Annotated in this window: 8 protein-coding genes; 4 read left to right on the top strand and 4 right to left on the bottom strand. The window is 59.3% G+C overall.

Annotation, left to right across the window (positions count from 1 at the left end):
- Positions 1–15: 15 nt before the first annotated feature.
- Together nfuA and F8N85_RS00505 are read right to left on the bottom strand one after the other, a co-directional pair.
- The gene (gene nfuA / locus F8N85_RS00510; protein WP_150642850.1) at positions 16–600 is read right to left on the bottom strand and encodes a Fe-S biogenesis protein NfuA; all 585 of its coding nucleotides are present in this window, start codon (positions 598–600) and stop codon (positions 16–18) included.
- Between the two features lie 111 nt (positions 601–711).
- Positions 712–3,003, bottom strand: a complete 2,292-nt coding sequence (locus F8N85_RS00505) for a fatty acid cis/trans isomerase (protein ID WP_150801919.1) — start codon at positions 3,001–3,003, stop codon at positions 712–714.
- 154 nt (positions 3,004–3,157) lie between these two features.
- Between F8N85_RS00505 and metH the strand changes: the two genes are divergently transcribed.
- Both metH and F8N85_RS00495 read left to right on the top strand, forming a co-directional pair.
- The gene (gene metH / locus F8N85_RS00500; protein ID WP_150801745.1) at positions 3,158–6,868 is read left to right on the top strand and encodes a methionine synthase; all 3,711 of its coding nucleotides are present in this window, start codon (positions 3,158–3,160) and stop codon (positions 6,866–6,868) included.
- Between the two features lie 384 nt (positions 6,869–7,252).
- The gene (locus tag F8N85_RS00495; RefSeq protein WP_150801744.1) at positions 7,253–7,471 is read left to right on the top strand and encodes a DUF2970 domain-containing protein; all 219 of its coding nucleotides are present in this window, start codon (positions 7,253–7,255) and stop codon (positions 7,469–7,471) included.
- Positions 7,472–7,479: 8 nt separating this feature from the next.
- Here the strand turns inward: F8N85_RS00495 and F8N85_RS00490 are convergent, their stop codons facing one another.
- Positions 7,480–8,565 carry an ABC transporter substrate-binding protein gene (locus F8N85_RS00490; protein WP_150801743.1) on the bottom strand — a complete coding sequence of 362 codons (1,086 nt, stop codon included), beginning with the start codon at positions 8,563–8,565 and terminating at the stop codon, positions 7,480–7,482.
- A 478-nt stretch (positions 8,566–9,043) separates the two neighbouring features.
- Between F8N85_RS00490 and F8N85_RS00480 the strand changes: the two genes are divergently transcribed.
- Complete coding sequence (locus F8N85_RS00480) at positions 9,044–10,702, top strand: nitrite/sulfite reductase (RefSeq protein WP_150801741.1); 1,659 nt, start codon at positions 9,044–9,046, stop codon at positions 10,700–10,702.
- The gene (locus F8N85_RS00475; protein WP_150801740.1) at positions 10,686–11,180 is read left to right on the top strand and encodes a DUF934 domain-containing protein; all 495 of its coding nucleotides are present in this window, start codon (positions 10,686–10,688) and stop codon (positions 11,178–11,180) included. The genes F8N85_RS00480 and F8N85_RS00475 overlap by 17 nt, the downstream gene beginning before the upstream one ends.
- Before the next feature lie 50 nt (positions 11,181–11,230).
- On the opposite strand, the gene F8N85_RS00470 is transcribed toward F8N85_RS00475, so the two are convergent.
- The gene (locus F8N85_RS00470; protein WP_150801739.1) at positions 11,231–15,205 is read right to left on the bottom strand and encodes a dermonecrotic toxin domain-containing protein; all 3,975 of its coding nucleotides are present in this window, start codon (positions 15,203–15,205) and stop codon (positions 11,231–11,233) included.
- Between the last annotated feature and the right edge of the window lie 121 nt (positions 15,206–15,326).

Genomic DNA, 15,326 nt, shown 5'->3' with positions numbered 1-15,326 from the left:
CGAACGCCTTACTTATTAGTAGTAGGCGTTTTCTTTCTGCGTGTGGTCGGTGACGTCACGGACACCCTTGAGCTCGGGAATGCGTTCGAGCAGTGTGCGCTCGATGCCTTCGCGCAGGGTGACATCGGCCTGGCCGCAACCCTGGCAGCCGCCGCCGAATTTCAGCACGGCGATACCGTCTTCAACCACCTCGATCAGGCTGACCTGACCACCGTGGCTGGCCAGCCCCGGGTTGATTTCGGTTTGCAGGTAATAGTTGATGCGCTCGTTGATCGGGCTGTCAGCGTTGACCATCGGTACTTTGGCGTTTGGCGCCTTGATGGTCAACTGGCCACCCATGCGATCGGTGGCGTAATCAACCACGGCATCGTCGAGGAAGGCTTCGCTGAAGGCATCGATATAAGCGGTGAAGCTTTTGAGCCCCAGCGCGGTATCTTCCGGTTTTTCCTCGCCCGGCTTGCAGTAGGCAATGCAGGTTTCGGCGTACTGGGTGCCCGGCTGGGTGATAAAGACGCGGATGCCAATCCCCGGGGTGTTCTGCTTGGACAGCAGATCAGCCAGATAATCGTGGGCGGCGTCGGTAATGGTTATGGCGGTCATGGAAACTCCTCGCAGGCTTGGGCGCAGTTTACGCCAATCATCGCGCCGGACAAAGTCCTAGTATTTAGGTCGGGAAAGAACCGGTGGCCCCGAGGACTACCGGTCAACCGGTTACAGATTCTCATAGCGATTCATGTCCAGCACCCCCGCCTCCACCGGTTCGGTCTCGTGGATGTGCTGGCTCAGGTCATGGAAGTACTGCCAGAACTGCGGATGACTGCGACGAATCCCCCAACGCTCGACGATTTTCTCGAGCCCGTCAGCGTCCCTGGCCTGCTCCATCCGTGCCACAAAATCAGGTACCTGCCCGGCCGGAATGTTGAAGATGAAGTTCGGATAGCTGCTCAGTATCCCCGGATAAATCGTCAGGGTATCCAGCCCCGGCTGATAACGCAGCGATTCGCCAAGCATGAACGCCACGTTGCTGTGGGCGCGATTGCGCAGCAGGCTATAGACCTCGCGTTTGCCGCTTTGAGTCTCGATACGCAGCACCACGGCTTCCGGTAGCTGGTCGACCACCCTGAGCCCGGCGGCCGGGCGCGAAGCCAGACGGCTCAAGGTCTGTTCCGCTTCCTGCAGCGCCGGATCGATGTTCGGCCGAGAGCAATAGGCCCCGCCACAGCGGTTTATCGGATCAGGCCTGGCGTTCAGATCGCCGTAGCGAACCAGCAACTGGTTGACAAAGTCCCGCTTCGGATCCTGTTCGTCCAGATTCAATGCCGTGGGCTGGTCGTTGTCGATGGACTCGTAGTCCAGCCACATCTTGAACTTGCCGCTGTTCTGATACCAATCGTCGAGGTAGCCATTCCGGGAATCAGCCGGCATCAGGCGCAGGAAGTTCTGCTCGGCGCCGTTGCGAATCAGGTCGAAGTACAGGCGAGTCTGCGCCTGGTGGGAGACGTTGCCGAACACATCGAAGTTGACCGCCAACTGGTAGTAGGTGCGCTCCAGCAACGGATAATCGAACAGCCACAGGGTTTGCGGCACGTCACCGATCAGGCCTTTGCTCACCGAGGCGCTGTCGAAGTGCCGAAAAATGCTCAGCAGCGCGTTGTCATTGCCGGCCCACAGGGTCGACCAGCTCGGTGCCGGCGTATCGGCGTAGCTGTCCCGGCGCAAGGCCTCGTATGCGTTGCGTTTGTCGCGATAGCCGTGCCACAGGCTCAGGACGCTGCCGACGTCGTCGTTCTGCCCCGGCATCGCGAGCAAGGGCGTGGCCTGGCCACGGTAATTGGGGTCGGTAATGTACAGGTCATGCTCCGGCGCCTGGAACAGGGCCCAGAAGTGATCGCGAATGACGTCGGTGGCGATCTGCCCACGGCAGACCGGACCGCGGATAAAGGTCCGCACAAAGTATTCGGCGTTATCGAGCATGAACTGATAACGCGCCTGCGCCGGAATCGCCTGGAAGGTCTCGAATGGATTGGCCCTGCGTTCCGGCCCGTAGCCCGGCAAGGCACTGACCTGCCAGTTACCGCTATAGAACAGGGTCTTGATCCGCGCCATTTTCGCTGCGCTCAAGGGGTAGGTGATGTGAGTCTTGTGGACGATCACCCCTTGCACTGGCCATAGGCGGTAATAGACCTGAGTCCCCGGGTCTTCATTTGGGCGGCGGCTGGCGATCAGCTCGATCGGCTGCCCCGGCGGCGTACGCGAGCGCACCCATTGGAAGAAATGCCCCGGCTCGCCGTCCTTGAAGTAAATATGCGCGAGGAACCAGTGCTCGAACAGCCAGCGGCCGACCAGGCTTTCCCTGCTGCCTGGGGCATTGAGCAGGCGTTCCCACTGCACGATCTGCAACGCCTCCCTGGCGCTGGGGGCCAGGTCTTGCTCGTCGATCAGTGCCCCGGACGCCAGCCAGCGTTGCAGGGTCTGATACTGCTGATCGGTCAGACCGGTGACGGCCAGGGGCATGCCTTCTTTCGGGTGGGCGCTGGCATAGCCGTCGAACTCGCCCGGCTGCGGGCAGATGTTTTCCCGGTTCAAGCCCAGAACAATCTCGGTGGGCAGCTTGGCGTTGGGCTGCAAGGGTGCCTGGTGTCCCAGTTCGAGCATGCGCGACAGCAATGCCGCCTGATTGCCTTGAGCATCGAGGACCGAATAGAAGCCTTTGTGCTGCCAGGCCGCCTTGCCGAAAGCATCGTAGAACAGCCGAGTCGGTGCTGAAGCCCGGCTGCGTTCACCGTCATAGACCGGGATTTTGCTTGCGCCCCGCGCCGCGCCCTCCCCACTGCCCAGGTTGAGCTGACAGGCGGCGTCATTGCAGGCATGGCAGGCCACGCACTTTTCGGTGAAGATCGGTTGAATGTCGCGGCTGTAGGAAATCGCCGACGCCGGACCTTGCGCTGTGACGGCACCACTTAACAGCAGCAGAACACTGCTGATGACCACGCGATACGGCATATCCCTGTCCCGACGATAGAAACGACGCGGCGATTCTACCGGTCCGGCCCTGCCACCAACATGAGCGATATTCATGCAAAACCCTGCCATGCTCTAAAAGCGCACAGGTTTGCTATCATCGCGCCTCTTTGTATTGGCCTTACCAGGTAGTCCTATGTCCGATCGCAGCGCTCGCCTTCAAGCCCTTCATCAAGCTCTCAAAGAGCGCATCCTGATTCTCGATGGCGGTATGGGCACGATGATCCAGAGCTACAAGCTCGAGGAGCAGGACTACCGTGGCAAACGCTTCGCCGACTGGCCGAGCGACGTCAAAGGCAACAACGACCTGTTGATTCTCAGCCGCCCGGACGTGATCGGGGCGATCGAGAAGGCGTATCTGGATGCCGGGGCCGACATTCTCGAAACCAACACCTTTAACGCCACTCAGGTATCCCAGGCCGATTACGGCATGGAAGCACTGGTCTACGAACTCAACGTAGAAGGCGCACGCCTGGCGCGCAAGGTGGCCGACGCCAAGACCCTGGAAACCCCGGACAAGCCGCGCTTCGTCGCCGGGGTGCTCGGTCCTACAAGTCGGACCTGCTCGCTGTCGCCAGACGTGAACAACCCTGGCTACCGCAACGTGACCTTCGACGAGCTGGTAGAGAACTACAGCGAAGCCACCAAAGGCCTGATCGAAGGCGGCGCCGACCTGATCCTGATCGAAACCATCTTCGACACCTTGAATGCCAAGGCGGCGATCTTCGCCGTGCAAGGCGTGTTCGAAGAGTTGGGGATCGAACTGCCGATCATGATTTCCGGGACCATCACCGACGCCTCCGGCCGCACCCTCTCCGGCCAGACCACCGAAGCTTTCTGGAACTCCATCAGCCACGCCAAGCCGATTTCCGTCGGTCTGAACTGCGCCCTGGGTGCCAGCGAACTGCGACCGTATCTGGAAGAGCTGTCGGACAAGGCCAACACCTATGTGTCCGCGCACCCGAACGCCGGTCTGCCGAACGAGTTCGGTGAATACGATGAACTGCCGGCCGAGACCGCCAAGGTCATCGAAGAGTTCGCCCAAAGCGGCTTCCTGAATATCGTCGGCGGCTGCTGCGGTACCACCCCCGCGCACATCGAGGCCATCGCCAAGGCCGTGGCCAACTACGCGCCGCGGCCGATTCCGGACATTCCGAAGGCATGCCGCCTGTCGGGCCTGGAGCCGTTCACCATCAATCGCGACTCGTTGTTCGTCAACGTCGGCGAGCGGACCAACATCACCGGTTCCGCGCGCTTCGCCCGGCTGATCCGCGACGACAACTACACCGAAGCCCTGGAAGTCGCCCTGCAGCAGGTCGAGGCCGGCGCGCAGGTGATCGACATCAACATGGACGAGGGCATGCTCGATTCGAAGAAGGCCATGGTGACCTTCCTCAATTTGATCGCCGGCGAACCGGACATCTCCCGTGTGCCGATCATGATCGACTCCTCGAAGTGGGAAGTGATCGAAGCCGGCCTCAAGTGCATCCAGGGCAAGGGCATCGTCAACTCCATCAGCATGAAGGAAGGCGTCGAGCAGTTCATCCAGCACGCCAAACTGTGCAAGCGCTACGGCGCCGCAGTGGTGGTGATGGCCTTCGACGAGTCCGGTCAGGCCGATACCGAAGCGCGCAAGAAGGAAATCTGCAAACGCTCCTACGACATTCTGGTCAACGAAGTCGGCTTCCCACCGGAAGACATCATCTTCGACCCGAACATCTTCGCCATCGCCACCGGCATCGAAGAGCACAACAACTACGCCGTCGATTTCATCAATGCCTGCGCCTATATCCGTGACCACCTGCCCCATGCGCTGACCAGCGGTGGCGTGTCCAACGTGTCGTTCTCGTTCCGTGGCAACAACCCGGTGCGTGAAGCGATCCACTCGGTGTTCCTGCTGTATGCGATCCGCAACGGCCTGAGCATGGGTATCGTCAACGCCGGTCAATTGGAGATCTACGACCAGATCCCGGCCGAACTGCGCGACGCCGTCGAGGACGTGGTGCTCAACCGCACCCCGAACGGCACCGATGCGCTGCTGGCGATCGCCGACAAGTACAAGGGTGATGGCAGCGTCAAGGAAGCCGAAACCGGCGAGTGGCGCAACTGGGAGGTCAACAAACGTCTGGAGCATGCGCTGGTCAAAGGCATTACCACGCACATTGTTGAAGACACCGAAGAATCCCGGCTGTCGTTCGCCCGTCCGATCGAGGTGATCGAAGGCCCGCTGATGTCCGGCATGAACATCGTCGGCGACCTGTTCGGCGCGGGCAAAATGTTCCTGCCGCAGGTGGTGAAATCCGCCCGCGTGATGAAGCAGGCCGTGGCCCACCTGATCCCCTTCATCGAGCTGGAAAAAGGCGACAAACCGGAAGCCAAGGGCAAGATCCTCATGGCCACGGTCAAGGGCGACGTGCACGACATCGGCAAGAACATCGTCGGCGTGGTGCTGGGCTGTAACGGCTACGACATCGTCGACCTCGGCGTGATGGTGCCGGCCGAGAAAATCCTCCAGGTCGCCAAGGAACAGAAGTGCGACATCATCGGCCTCTCCGGCCTGATCACCCCGTCCCTCGATGAAATGGTCCACGTCGCCCGGGAAATGCAGCGTCAGGATTTCCATCTGCCGCTGATGATCGGCGGCGCGACCACCTCCAAGGCCCACACGGCGGTGAAGATCGAACCCAAGTACAGCAACGATGCGGTGATCTACGTCACCGACGCCTCGCGCGCCGTGGGCGTGGCGACTCAGCTGCTGTCCAGGGAACTGAAACCGGCCTTCGTCGAGAAGACCCGCCTGGAATATATCGAAGTCCGCGAGCGCACCGCCAACCGCAGCGCCCGCACCGAACGCCTGAGTTACCCGGTGGCGATCGCCAAGAAGCCACAGTTCGACTGGAGCAGCTACCAGCCGGTGAAGCCGACGTTCACTGGCGCCAAGGTCCTGGACAACATCGACCTCAAGGTGCTGGCCGAATACATCGACTGGACGCCGTTCTTCATCTCCTGGGACCTGGCCGGCAAATACCCGCGCATCCTCACCGATGAAGTGGTCGGTGAAGCCGCCACCTCGCTGTTCGCCGACGCCCAGGAAATGCTCGCCAAGCTGATCGACGAAAAACTCATCAGCGCCCGCGCGGTGTTCGGCTTCTGGCCAGCCAACCAGGTGCAGGACGATGACCTGGAAGTCTATGGTGACGATGGCAAGCCAATCGCTAAATTGCATCACCTGCGTCAGCAGATCATCAAGACCGACGGCAAGCCGAACTTCTCCCTGGCCGACTTCGTTGCGCCGAAAGACAGTGGTATCACCGACTATGTCGGAGGCTTTATCACCACCGCCGGGATCGGCGCCGAAGAAGTGGCCAAGGCTTATCAGGACGCTGGCGACGATTACAACTCGATCATGGTCAAGGCCCTCGCCGACCGTCTGGCCGAAGCCTGCGCCGAGTGGCTGCACCAGCAGGTGCGGAAAAACTACTGGGGTTACGCCAAGGACGAACAGCTCGACAACGAAGCGCTGATCAAAGAGCAATACACCGGCATCCGCCCTGCCCCCGGCTATCCGGCGTGCCCGGATCACACCGAGAAAGGCACCTTGTTCCAGCTGCTGGACCCAGAGGCCAGCGAACTCAAGGCCGGCCGCAGCGGCGTGTTCCTCACCGAACACTACGCGATGTTCCCGGCGGCGGCGGTCAGCGGCTGGTACTTCGCCCACCCGCAAGCGCAGTACTTCGCCGTGGGCAAGATCGACAAGGACCAGGTGCAGAGCTACACCGCCCGCAAAGGCCAGGACCTGAGCGTTACCGAGCGTTGGTTGTCGCCTAATCTGGGTTACGACAACTAAGGTCAAGATCAAAAGATCGCAGCCTGCGGCAGCTCCTACAGGGATTTGCGGATACACATCGCAGGTGTATGCGGTCGGGGGATTTGCGTATACACGCAACATCGCGCATGTACGCGGTCGGGGATTCGCGTATACACGCAACATCGCGCATGTACGCGGTCGGGGATTCGCGTATACACGCAACATCGCGCATGTACGCGGTCGGGGATTCGCGTATACACGCAACATCGCGCATGTACGCGGTCGGGGATTTGTGTACACCCGCAACATCGCGGGTGTATGCGGTCGGCGCGTAGGAGCTGCCGCAGGCTGCGATCTTTTTGCTATCCCCCGCGCGCCACAAATTAGCTATGCTCTGTACACACAACCTGTGAAGAGGGCTTTATGGACGACCCTGCCAACAACAAACCACCGACCCTGTGGCAGATGCTCCACAGCGTCGTGGCCGCTGCATTTGGTGTGCAGAGCGGGAAAAACCGCGCGCGGGATTTCTCCCACGGCAAACCCAGTCATTTCGTGGTGCTGGGCATTCTGTTCACGGCAGTCTTTGCGCTGGCCTTGTTTGGCATTGTGAAACTGGTCCTGCATTTGGCTGGCGTCTGAAGCGCGGGTCAGTGCACCAGCAGTCGCAGGCTGAACGGATAGCGGTATGAGGGCGAGTGGCCTTGCGCCGAAAGCGCGCGGAAGTCGACGTTGTAATCCTTGGCTTGTTTGAACCCCAACAAACGCTGCGCCTGCTGCCGATCGATCAATTGCAACAAGGGTACTTGTCGATCCCGCCCACCATTGCCGGCGATATCGATCCCCTGGGCGTGGTCATGCAACAGCACCATGGCCCAGCCGCCAATGGTGAAATGCCCGGCGACCAGCACACTCAGACGGCCATCGATACGCGCCTGCAACGCTTCTGGCGAACTGTTCAGGGCACTGAACAGCACTTCCCGGCCCGGCCGCCCGCCCGCCTCCTCCAGCGCGGTCATTGCCCCCAGCGCCATCTGGTCGTTCGCCGACCATATCAAGGCAGTCCGCGGATAGCGCTTGAGCAGTTGCCTGGCCTGCTCATAAGCTCGCCCACGGTTCCACTCGCCATACACCAACTGACGCAAGCGGACTTCAGGATGCTCGGCAAGGGCCCGCCGCAGGCCCTGTTCACGCAGTTGCGCAGCCGGGGTGATTTTCGCTCCGGAGAACGCCAGCAGATCGATGGTCTGGCCCGCAGCAACGGGTCTGTGCTGGCGGACAAGTTCCTTGAGCATCAAGTAACCGGCCTGATCATCATTGGCGACCATGCTGCCAATCCAGTCGGGGTATTTGTTCTCGCGCTCATTCAACAGTTTGAGCTGGTCGGGGGTCAGGGCGTTGTTGACGATAAACAGCTTCACCCCACTGCCCTGCGCCAGGCGCAGAATTTCCGGAGCGACGTATTGTTCGTTGACGAACACCAGGTAATCCGGGCGCTTTGGCCCTTGCAGGGCTTCACGGGCCTGCTTGAGATTGATCTCGGGCTGGCGCTCGGCATAGAGAATCCGCAGGTCCATGCCCAGGTCCCGGGCGGCTGCCTGCATGAATTGCGAATAATTGACCCAGAAAGTTTCCGTGCTGGCCCCGGGATTCAGGAACAGCACCGACGCGGCATGCGCACTCGGCCCGATAAACCCGCCAAGCACCAGAAATACACCGCAGAGAAACTTTAACATGGTCAATCCGAGCCCCGGAAATTAGCCGCGCATTATAGCTAGCTAAATGCCAGCAACCCCCCGCTTGATTACCGTTTTGTCCGACAATTGTCGGCTCAGGGCCCGGACAGGACTACTTATTGATGGCTGACCCAGTACACAGCGGTCGAGACCACCAGGATGATCAGAAACAAAATGGCCCACGCATCGACACTGCTGTCGCTTTTCGTTGCTTTGGTCGGGTTGTTCATTGCATCGCCTCTTGTCGGTTTTATCGGTGATTGCACGAAGACTCGAGCACAGTAAAGTCCAGTATTGCCCGCACCACAAATGTGGGTTTTACCGGCACGGTGTTCATTAGTCGTTTTAGTTCTTTGCATATACTCAAACATCACTTTTGCGCATAACCGCAAACTGGTATCGTGCCTCCGCTCCGTTGGGAGTGCGCGGCCGTGCGCGCGGATTTGCTGTGGCAAAGCAGCCTGAGAACAGGACCTATATGTACGTATACGACGAATACGATCAGCGGATCATCGAGGACCGCGTCAAGCAGTTCCGTGATCAGACCCGACGCTATCTGGCAGGTGAGCTGAGCGAAGAAGAATTCCGCCCCCTGCGCCTGCAAAATGGCCTTTATATCCAGCGTTTCGCCCCGATGCTGCGGGTTGCGGTGCCTTATGGCCAACTGACTTCGCGCCAGACGCGGATGATGGCCAAGGTCGCCCGCGACTACGACAAGGGCTATGCCCACATCAGTACCCGGCAGAACGTGCAGTTCAACTGGCCAGCGCTGGAAGACATCCCGGACATCCTGGCTGAACTGGCAACCGTGCAGATGCACGCCATTCAGACCAGCGGCAACTGCCTGCGCAACGTCACCACCGACCAGTTCGCCGGTGTCGCTGCCGACGAATTGATCGACCCGCGCCCCTGGTGCGAGATCGTTCGCCAATGGACGACTTTCCACCCGGAATTCGCCTACCTGCCGCGCAAGTTCAAGATCGCCATCAACGGTTCCACCGCGGATCGCGCAGCCATTGAAGTCCATGACATCGGCCTGGAGCCGGTGCATAACGCCGCTGGCGAGCTGGGCTTCCGGGTGCTGGTGGGCGGCGGTTTGGGCCGGACTCCGGTGGTCGGCGCCTTCATCCATGAGTTCCTGCCATGGCAGGACCTGTTGAGCTACCTCGACGCCATTTTGCGGGTGTACAACCGCTATGGCCGTCGCGACAACAAGTACAAGGCGCGGATCAAGATCCTGGTCAAGGCGCTCACTCCTGAAGTGTTCGCCGAGAAAGTCGACGCGGAAATGGTTCACCTTCGCGGTGGCCAGAGCACCTTGACCGACGCTGAAGTTCAGCGTGTCGCCAAGCATTTCGTCGATCCGCAGTACAAAGTCCTGGCCGACCAGGCTGCGGAGCTGGCCGAACTCGACAAGCAACACCCAGGTTTTGCCCGCTGGCGTACTCGCAATACCCTGGCGCACAAAAAGCCGGGCTATGTGGCCGTGACCCTGTCGCTGAAGCCGACCGGGGTGGCCCCGGGCGATGTGACCGACAAGCAACTCGACGGGATTGCCGACCTGGCCGACCGTTACAGCTTCGGCCAGCTGCGCACCTCCCACGAACAGAACATCATTCTCGCCGACGTCGAGCAGAGCCAGCTGTTTACTCTGTGGGGCGAGCTGCGCGAGCAAGGTTTCGCCACGCCGAACATCGGCCTGCTGACCGACATCATCTGCTGCCCGGGCGGTGACTTCTGCTCCCTGGCCAATGCCAAGTCGATCCCGATTGCCGAGTCGATCCAGCGTCGTTTCGAGGACATGGACTACCTGTTCGACATCGGCGAGCTGGACCTGAACATCTCCGGTTGCATGAATGCCTGCGGTCACCACCACGTGGGCCACATCGGCATTCTCGGAGTCGACAAGAAAGGCGAAGAGTTCTACCAGGTCTCCCTCGGTGGCAGCGGCAGCCGCGATGCCAGCCTGGGCAAGATCCTCGGTCCTTCCTTCGCCCAGGATGCAATGCCCGACGTGATCGAGAAGCTGATCGACGTGTACCTGGAACAGCGTACCGAAGACGAGCGCTTCATCGACACCTACCAACGTATCGGCATTGACCTCTTCAAGGAGCGCGTCTATGCAGCGAATAATTAAGAACAACGAGGTCATCGACGAAACCTGGCACTTGCTGCCCAAGGACGCGACCTTCGACGGTATCTCCAACTGCGACGACCTGATCGTCCCGCTGGCCTTGTGGCGTGATCACGCTCACGCCCTCAAGGCCCGCGATGGTGGCCTGGGTGTGTGGCTGGATGCCGATGAACAAGCCGAAGAGATCGGCGACGACATCGAATTCTTCCAGGTGATTGCCTTGAATTTCCCCGCCTTCACCGACGGGCGCAACTACTCCAACGCGCGCCTGCTGCGTGATCGTTATGGCTTCAAGGGTGAACTGCGGGCCATCGGCGACGTGCTGCGTGACCAGCTGTTCTATCTGCACCGTTGCGGCTTCGATGCCTACGCCCTGCGTGCAGACAAAGACCCGTACGAAGCCCTGGAAAGTCTCAGGGACTTTTCGGTGACCTATCAGGCCGCCGCTGACGAACCGCTGCCGCTGTTTCGTCGACGTTAAATGATCAAAAGCCTTGAACCCGGCCCCGGGCTCAAGGCTTGCTGCACCCATCAGTCCTGTTGCAGATCATCTATCGGAATGGGCCTGCCCATCTGTACCCAGTCTTTGTACAGCCTGACTCTGTTTTCCAGACGCGTGAAGCTCGCAAACGGATTTTCAGCATCCAGAGCCGATAACGCTACATCCCTGCTTAACAAGCCCCACAGCTCCTGCGAGGCATCCGCCTCCTCCAGCAAACGCCAGATCCGCGCCTGAAGCACCGGGTAGCTCACCTGGAAATCGGCGGTACGGCTCAGGCCCTCGAACACTCGTAAAAAACGTGTGGACCCTGGCCTCGCTTCCAGACGCTGCCACACCAGGCGCTTGAGTATCACGTGCTTTAGCGCAAGCCTTTGCAACCAGACGCCGGGCTGATTCAAATCCGCGACTGGCGCGCTCAACCAGAGGTTGATACCGGTTTGTTCTCGATGGGCAATAATGCGCCGCAGACTGTCCTCATCCGTCAGCGGATTCCCCCACAACTGAACATGGTCTCTGTCCACCGCCTGGGTCAGAACGGCCGCAGGTATCCGGGTGATCCGGTTATTGCTCAGGTCCAGGGACTCCAGATACGGTTGGTCGAGGATGCCTACCGGACAGGTCGTGATGCCCGAACCACTCAAGTTCAGCCTGCGCAACTCAGTCATCCCCAGGATCAGCGGAGGAGCACCCAGCGGGTTATCGCTCAAGTCCAATACTTGCAGGCGAACCAGGCCAGACAGCTGGCCTGCGGCTCGCTCGGTCAACACCAACCTGGTCGATTTGAGGTTCAGTGTGGTGAGATCGACCATACGAGCAATGGCTTGCGGCAAAACGCCTTGCCACACGCCCTGTTCATTCAACAGGCGCAGGTCGACACCTTCCATGTTCAGCGTTCGAAGATGGGGAAAACATTCCAGGAAATCGTTCAGTCCTTCAGGGCGGGTCAGCTGGAAGTTTTTCATGGACAGCTCAACGACCTCAGTGAACTTTGCGCCCAGTGCGGGCAGACAATGGAAGTCCTCGAAGTCCAGATCCAGTTTGTAACCAAGCAACTGCTCGCCCGCATAAACACAACTGCTTTCATGCCCCCGCCTTTGCCAGAATGCTGTCAACTCGGATGCCAGCTCCATCCTTGCCTGCCGTTCATAATGCATCGCCTCTTCGAGGCGCTCGATATTTTCTTCCTCGATTTGCGCAGCATCCATCCCCTGCGCCTCCTCGTCCTGCGCGGACAAAAGATCAACGTCCATGTCGTCAATATCCAGCGTTACCTGATCGATCCAGCCGCTCAGATCGATACTTAGCTGCTCGAACTGCGTGTGCAACCGGATCAGTTCTGTATGAGCTGCGGCGCCCATGCCTTGCAGAAACTCATCAGCCTGCGCGCGGGTGAACTCGGGGTATATCGACTGGACCTGAAGTATCACCACCTCGTGTGAAAACGCCTCACCCTGCGACGTAACCGGATAACCGCCGCCTCGAAGCCCTCCAGCGTCAAAAGACAGTCCCGAGTCCATCCTCCGAAGCCCAATGATGAGTTCGGAGCGCCGCAATGCTCGCTCACTGATTTTCAGCTTCAGGTCCCGCACTTCATCAAGCGGCTGCAACTGCAACGCTGAGCGCTCTGTTTCAGACAAGGTAGCGAGAACCGCATGATAGAAATCGTCTGTATCTTGCCGAACGAGCCCCTGAGCGTCATACCCCCGATATCGGTTGCCCACCTTGATCAGACTCCTGCGAACAGCTGCATCGATTGGACCGACGTGGTCCAGGACTCTACCGCCAGCGGTACTCTCGAGTACTTCGATCCGAACCGCCCTGGGCCATCCGGGCAATGCTTTTAGAGAGTGCAAGGCCAGTATGTCGGTCTCGGGATTTTCCATCGATTGAAGGTAAAGCCCTTCATACGCACGATTGAGCCGTACGTGTTGCTCATATTGGGTCGCTTTGCCATCCAGCTGCCGGAGCAGGCGCCTGGTTTCAACCGCTGTTGGCGAAACCTGAATATCCACTCCTGACCGGTCGAGCATTTGCTCTATGGCGCTTTTAGGCAAGCCTGGATATTCACGCTGAAACAGCCGAACCCATTCATGCGCGGAGGTCTGAAGCGCGTCATAACGACCCTGGAAGCGCTCAGCCCGAGAAATGGCGGCCTCTTGTCCGAGGCGCATCTGCGGGTCAAGCCCCCGGAGATCCTGATCAATCCTGAAGCGGCTGATCGTATCGGCCAGCAAGGGAGTGGGTGGGCGTCCGGCCTGCATCAAACGCAACATGTCGTCATCGACCGCACTGACTTTGCCTATTTGCTCCAGCACCTCATCGCTGAATGACGCAACGGAGGGGCCGATTCCTCGCATCAACTCCAGGCGCGTCCTGACGCTTGACGGCTGTTGTGTGGCAGGCGCCACTTCACTGGATGCGTCATCCTTGAATAAGGGTTCTTCAGTTGTGGGCCGGATGCCAGGCTCCGTCGGCTTTTCTCTTGAACGGGTCACATCCTCTACGAGCGCTTCGCCAGTACCTTCGCCTCTAAGTGCAGCGCCAGCGCCCAATAGCGGGAGCGCATTGAGCAAACCAAACACGCTACGTGTCACGCCTTCCGATCGATCGTCCGGACTCTTGCCGTTTACCGCCTGGTCCAGGCCATATCCGGCGTCGATGATCCCGGCCAACGCCAGCAAGCCTTCACCACCGGGCACAAACAAGGCCAAGGGACCGAACTTGTTGACCCACTGCACAATGGGTTCGATCACTGCGCTCAGGTTATCCCGATTGACCTGGGCATCATCGCGAATAGTCTCGATACTCGCTTTCGCCGCCTGTTTCATTGTCATGACCAGTTGCGCGAAGGGATCGGTGTCTCTGGATGCAAGCTTGAAATCGATATATTCGGCAGGATCCCAGTAACCATCGTTATTGAATAAACCATGACCCTTTTTCAGATGGTGTTGGCGGGGGTAATCCACCATCCCATCCAATGCAGTCAGCACACCCGCATGGAGTGGGCCGTCTTTTCGATCGTTTTCGGCAAAATGGGCGGCCAGCGCCTGTTTCTTGTCTGGATCCTTGCCTTGCTGCACAATCCAGTCGTGCAGCGCCTTGGCATCGGCAAAGTAATGTAAAGGCGAAGAATTGCCCGGAATGTACAACAGAATCCGTGAGCTGGAACGGTGACGGAAGCTCCAGATATCCCTGGCGGTATAGCGATAGAGCACCAGCCGGGCGACTTCGACCAGGTGGGGGGCGCGTGTCGGAGCGCGTAACTGCTCGATGGTCAGGTGCTCCCACTGCTGCTCGGGCGCCAACCCTGCCGCTCGCAGTGCCACTTCAAGACCGTCCTGGGTGAGGCTGTTCTCCTGCCGTTGCAAAAAAGCCGTCATGACAAACGCCGCTTTGACCGATGTCCGCAGCGCATAGGCTCCAGGCGCAACGATCACTTCGTCCGACGGCCAGGCCCGTTGAACGTAATCACTGAACTGGTCCTTGAACTCGAGTTCCCATACCCACTTTTTGAAATCGGCAGGCCTCAGCGCAATTTGCGTGAGCGGGCCATAGGTTTGCGGATCCGTCAGACGGTAGATGCCTTCATAGGTTTTATGGTTACCACTGCCAGGATAAGCAAACTCATCGACCTTATCGACTATCCGCACCTGCGGGCCGATGTCGGGGGGCGTGTAGAAACCGAAAGCCGTTTCCCCGAAGCGCCCATCGCCCACAGTCTGATAATTTGATAGCAACACTTGTGTCAGGTTTTGCGAGCTCGCTACCCGTCCCTGCTGGACTCCGTTTTGCACCGGGTGGCCGTTGTAGTTGTAATCGAGCGTTACCAGCTGTGCAGTCTGGGGCGCGATGTCTTTACCCCATTTTTCCTGGATAAGCTGCGCACCAAACTGACCAGGCGACAGGGGCAGCGCCGACTCAACGGTGGCCTGCAGATCTGCGCGCATCGGTGCAACGGGCAGTGGGTGTTTGTCAGAATCGAGGTTGTTCTTAGAGTCAATCATTGTGCAATTCCTTTGCAGTTGATTCAGGAGTGCCCAGATTAAACAGGCACAGCTGAAACAAATGCCGGAAATATCGTCAAGGATCCTAGGGAGACTCCGAACAAACCTGCCGAACCTCACC

The organism is Pseudomonas fluorescens, assembly GCF_902497875.1.
Taxonomy (GTDB): domain Bacteria; phylum Pseudomonadota; class Gammaproteobacteria; order Pseudomonadales; family Pseudomonadaceae; genus Aquipseudomonas; species Aquipseudomonas fluorescens_BR.
The sequence above is the reverse complement of the archived record's forward strand: the minus strand, read 5'-3'. Positions and strand labels throughout refer to the sequence as shown.

Bases quoted from the DNA above. Each gene is read 5' to 3' on its own strand.
- F8N85_RS00495 (WP_150801744.1), top strand. From the start codon at position 7,253: ATGGACGACCCTGCCAACAACAAACCACCGACCCTGTGGCAGATGCTC.
- nfuA (WP_150642850.1), bottom strand. From the start codon at position 600: ATGACCGCCATAACCATTACCGACGCCGCCCACGATTATCTGGCTGAT.
- F8N85_RS00490 (WP_150801743.1), bottom strand. From the start codon at position 8,565: ATGTTAAAGTTTCTCTGCGGTGTATTTCTGGTGCTTGGCGGGTTTATC.
- metH (WP_150801745.1), top strand. From the start codon at position 3,158: ATGTCCGATCGCAGCGCTCGCCTTCAAGCCCTTCATCAAGCTCTCAAA.
- F8N85_RS00475 (WP_150801740.1), top strand. From the start codon at position 10,686: ATGCAGCGAATAATTAAGAACAACGAGGTCATCGACGAAACCTGGCAC.
- F8N85_RS00505 (WP_150801919.1), bottom strand. From the start codon at position 3,003: ATGCCGTATCGCGTGGTCATCAGCAGTGTTCTGCTGCTGTTAAGTGGT.
- F8N85_RS00470 (WP_150801739.1), bottom strand. From the start codon at position 15,205: ATGATTGACTCTAAGAACAACCTCGATTCTGACAAACACCCACTGCCC.
- F8N85_RS00480 (WP_150801741.1), top strand. From the start codon at position 9,044: ATGTACGTATACGACGAATACGATCAGCGGATCATCGAGGACCGCGTC.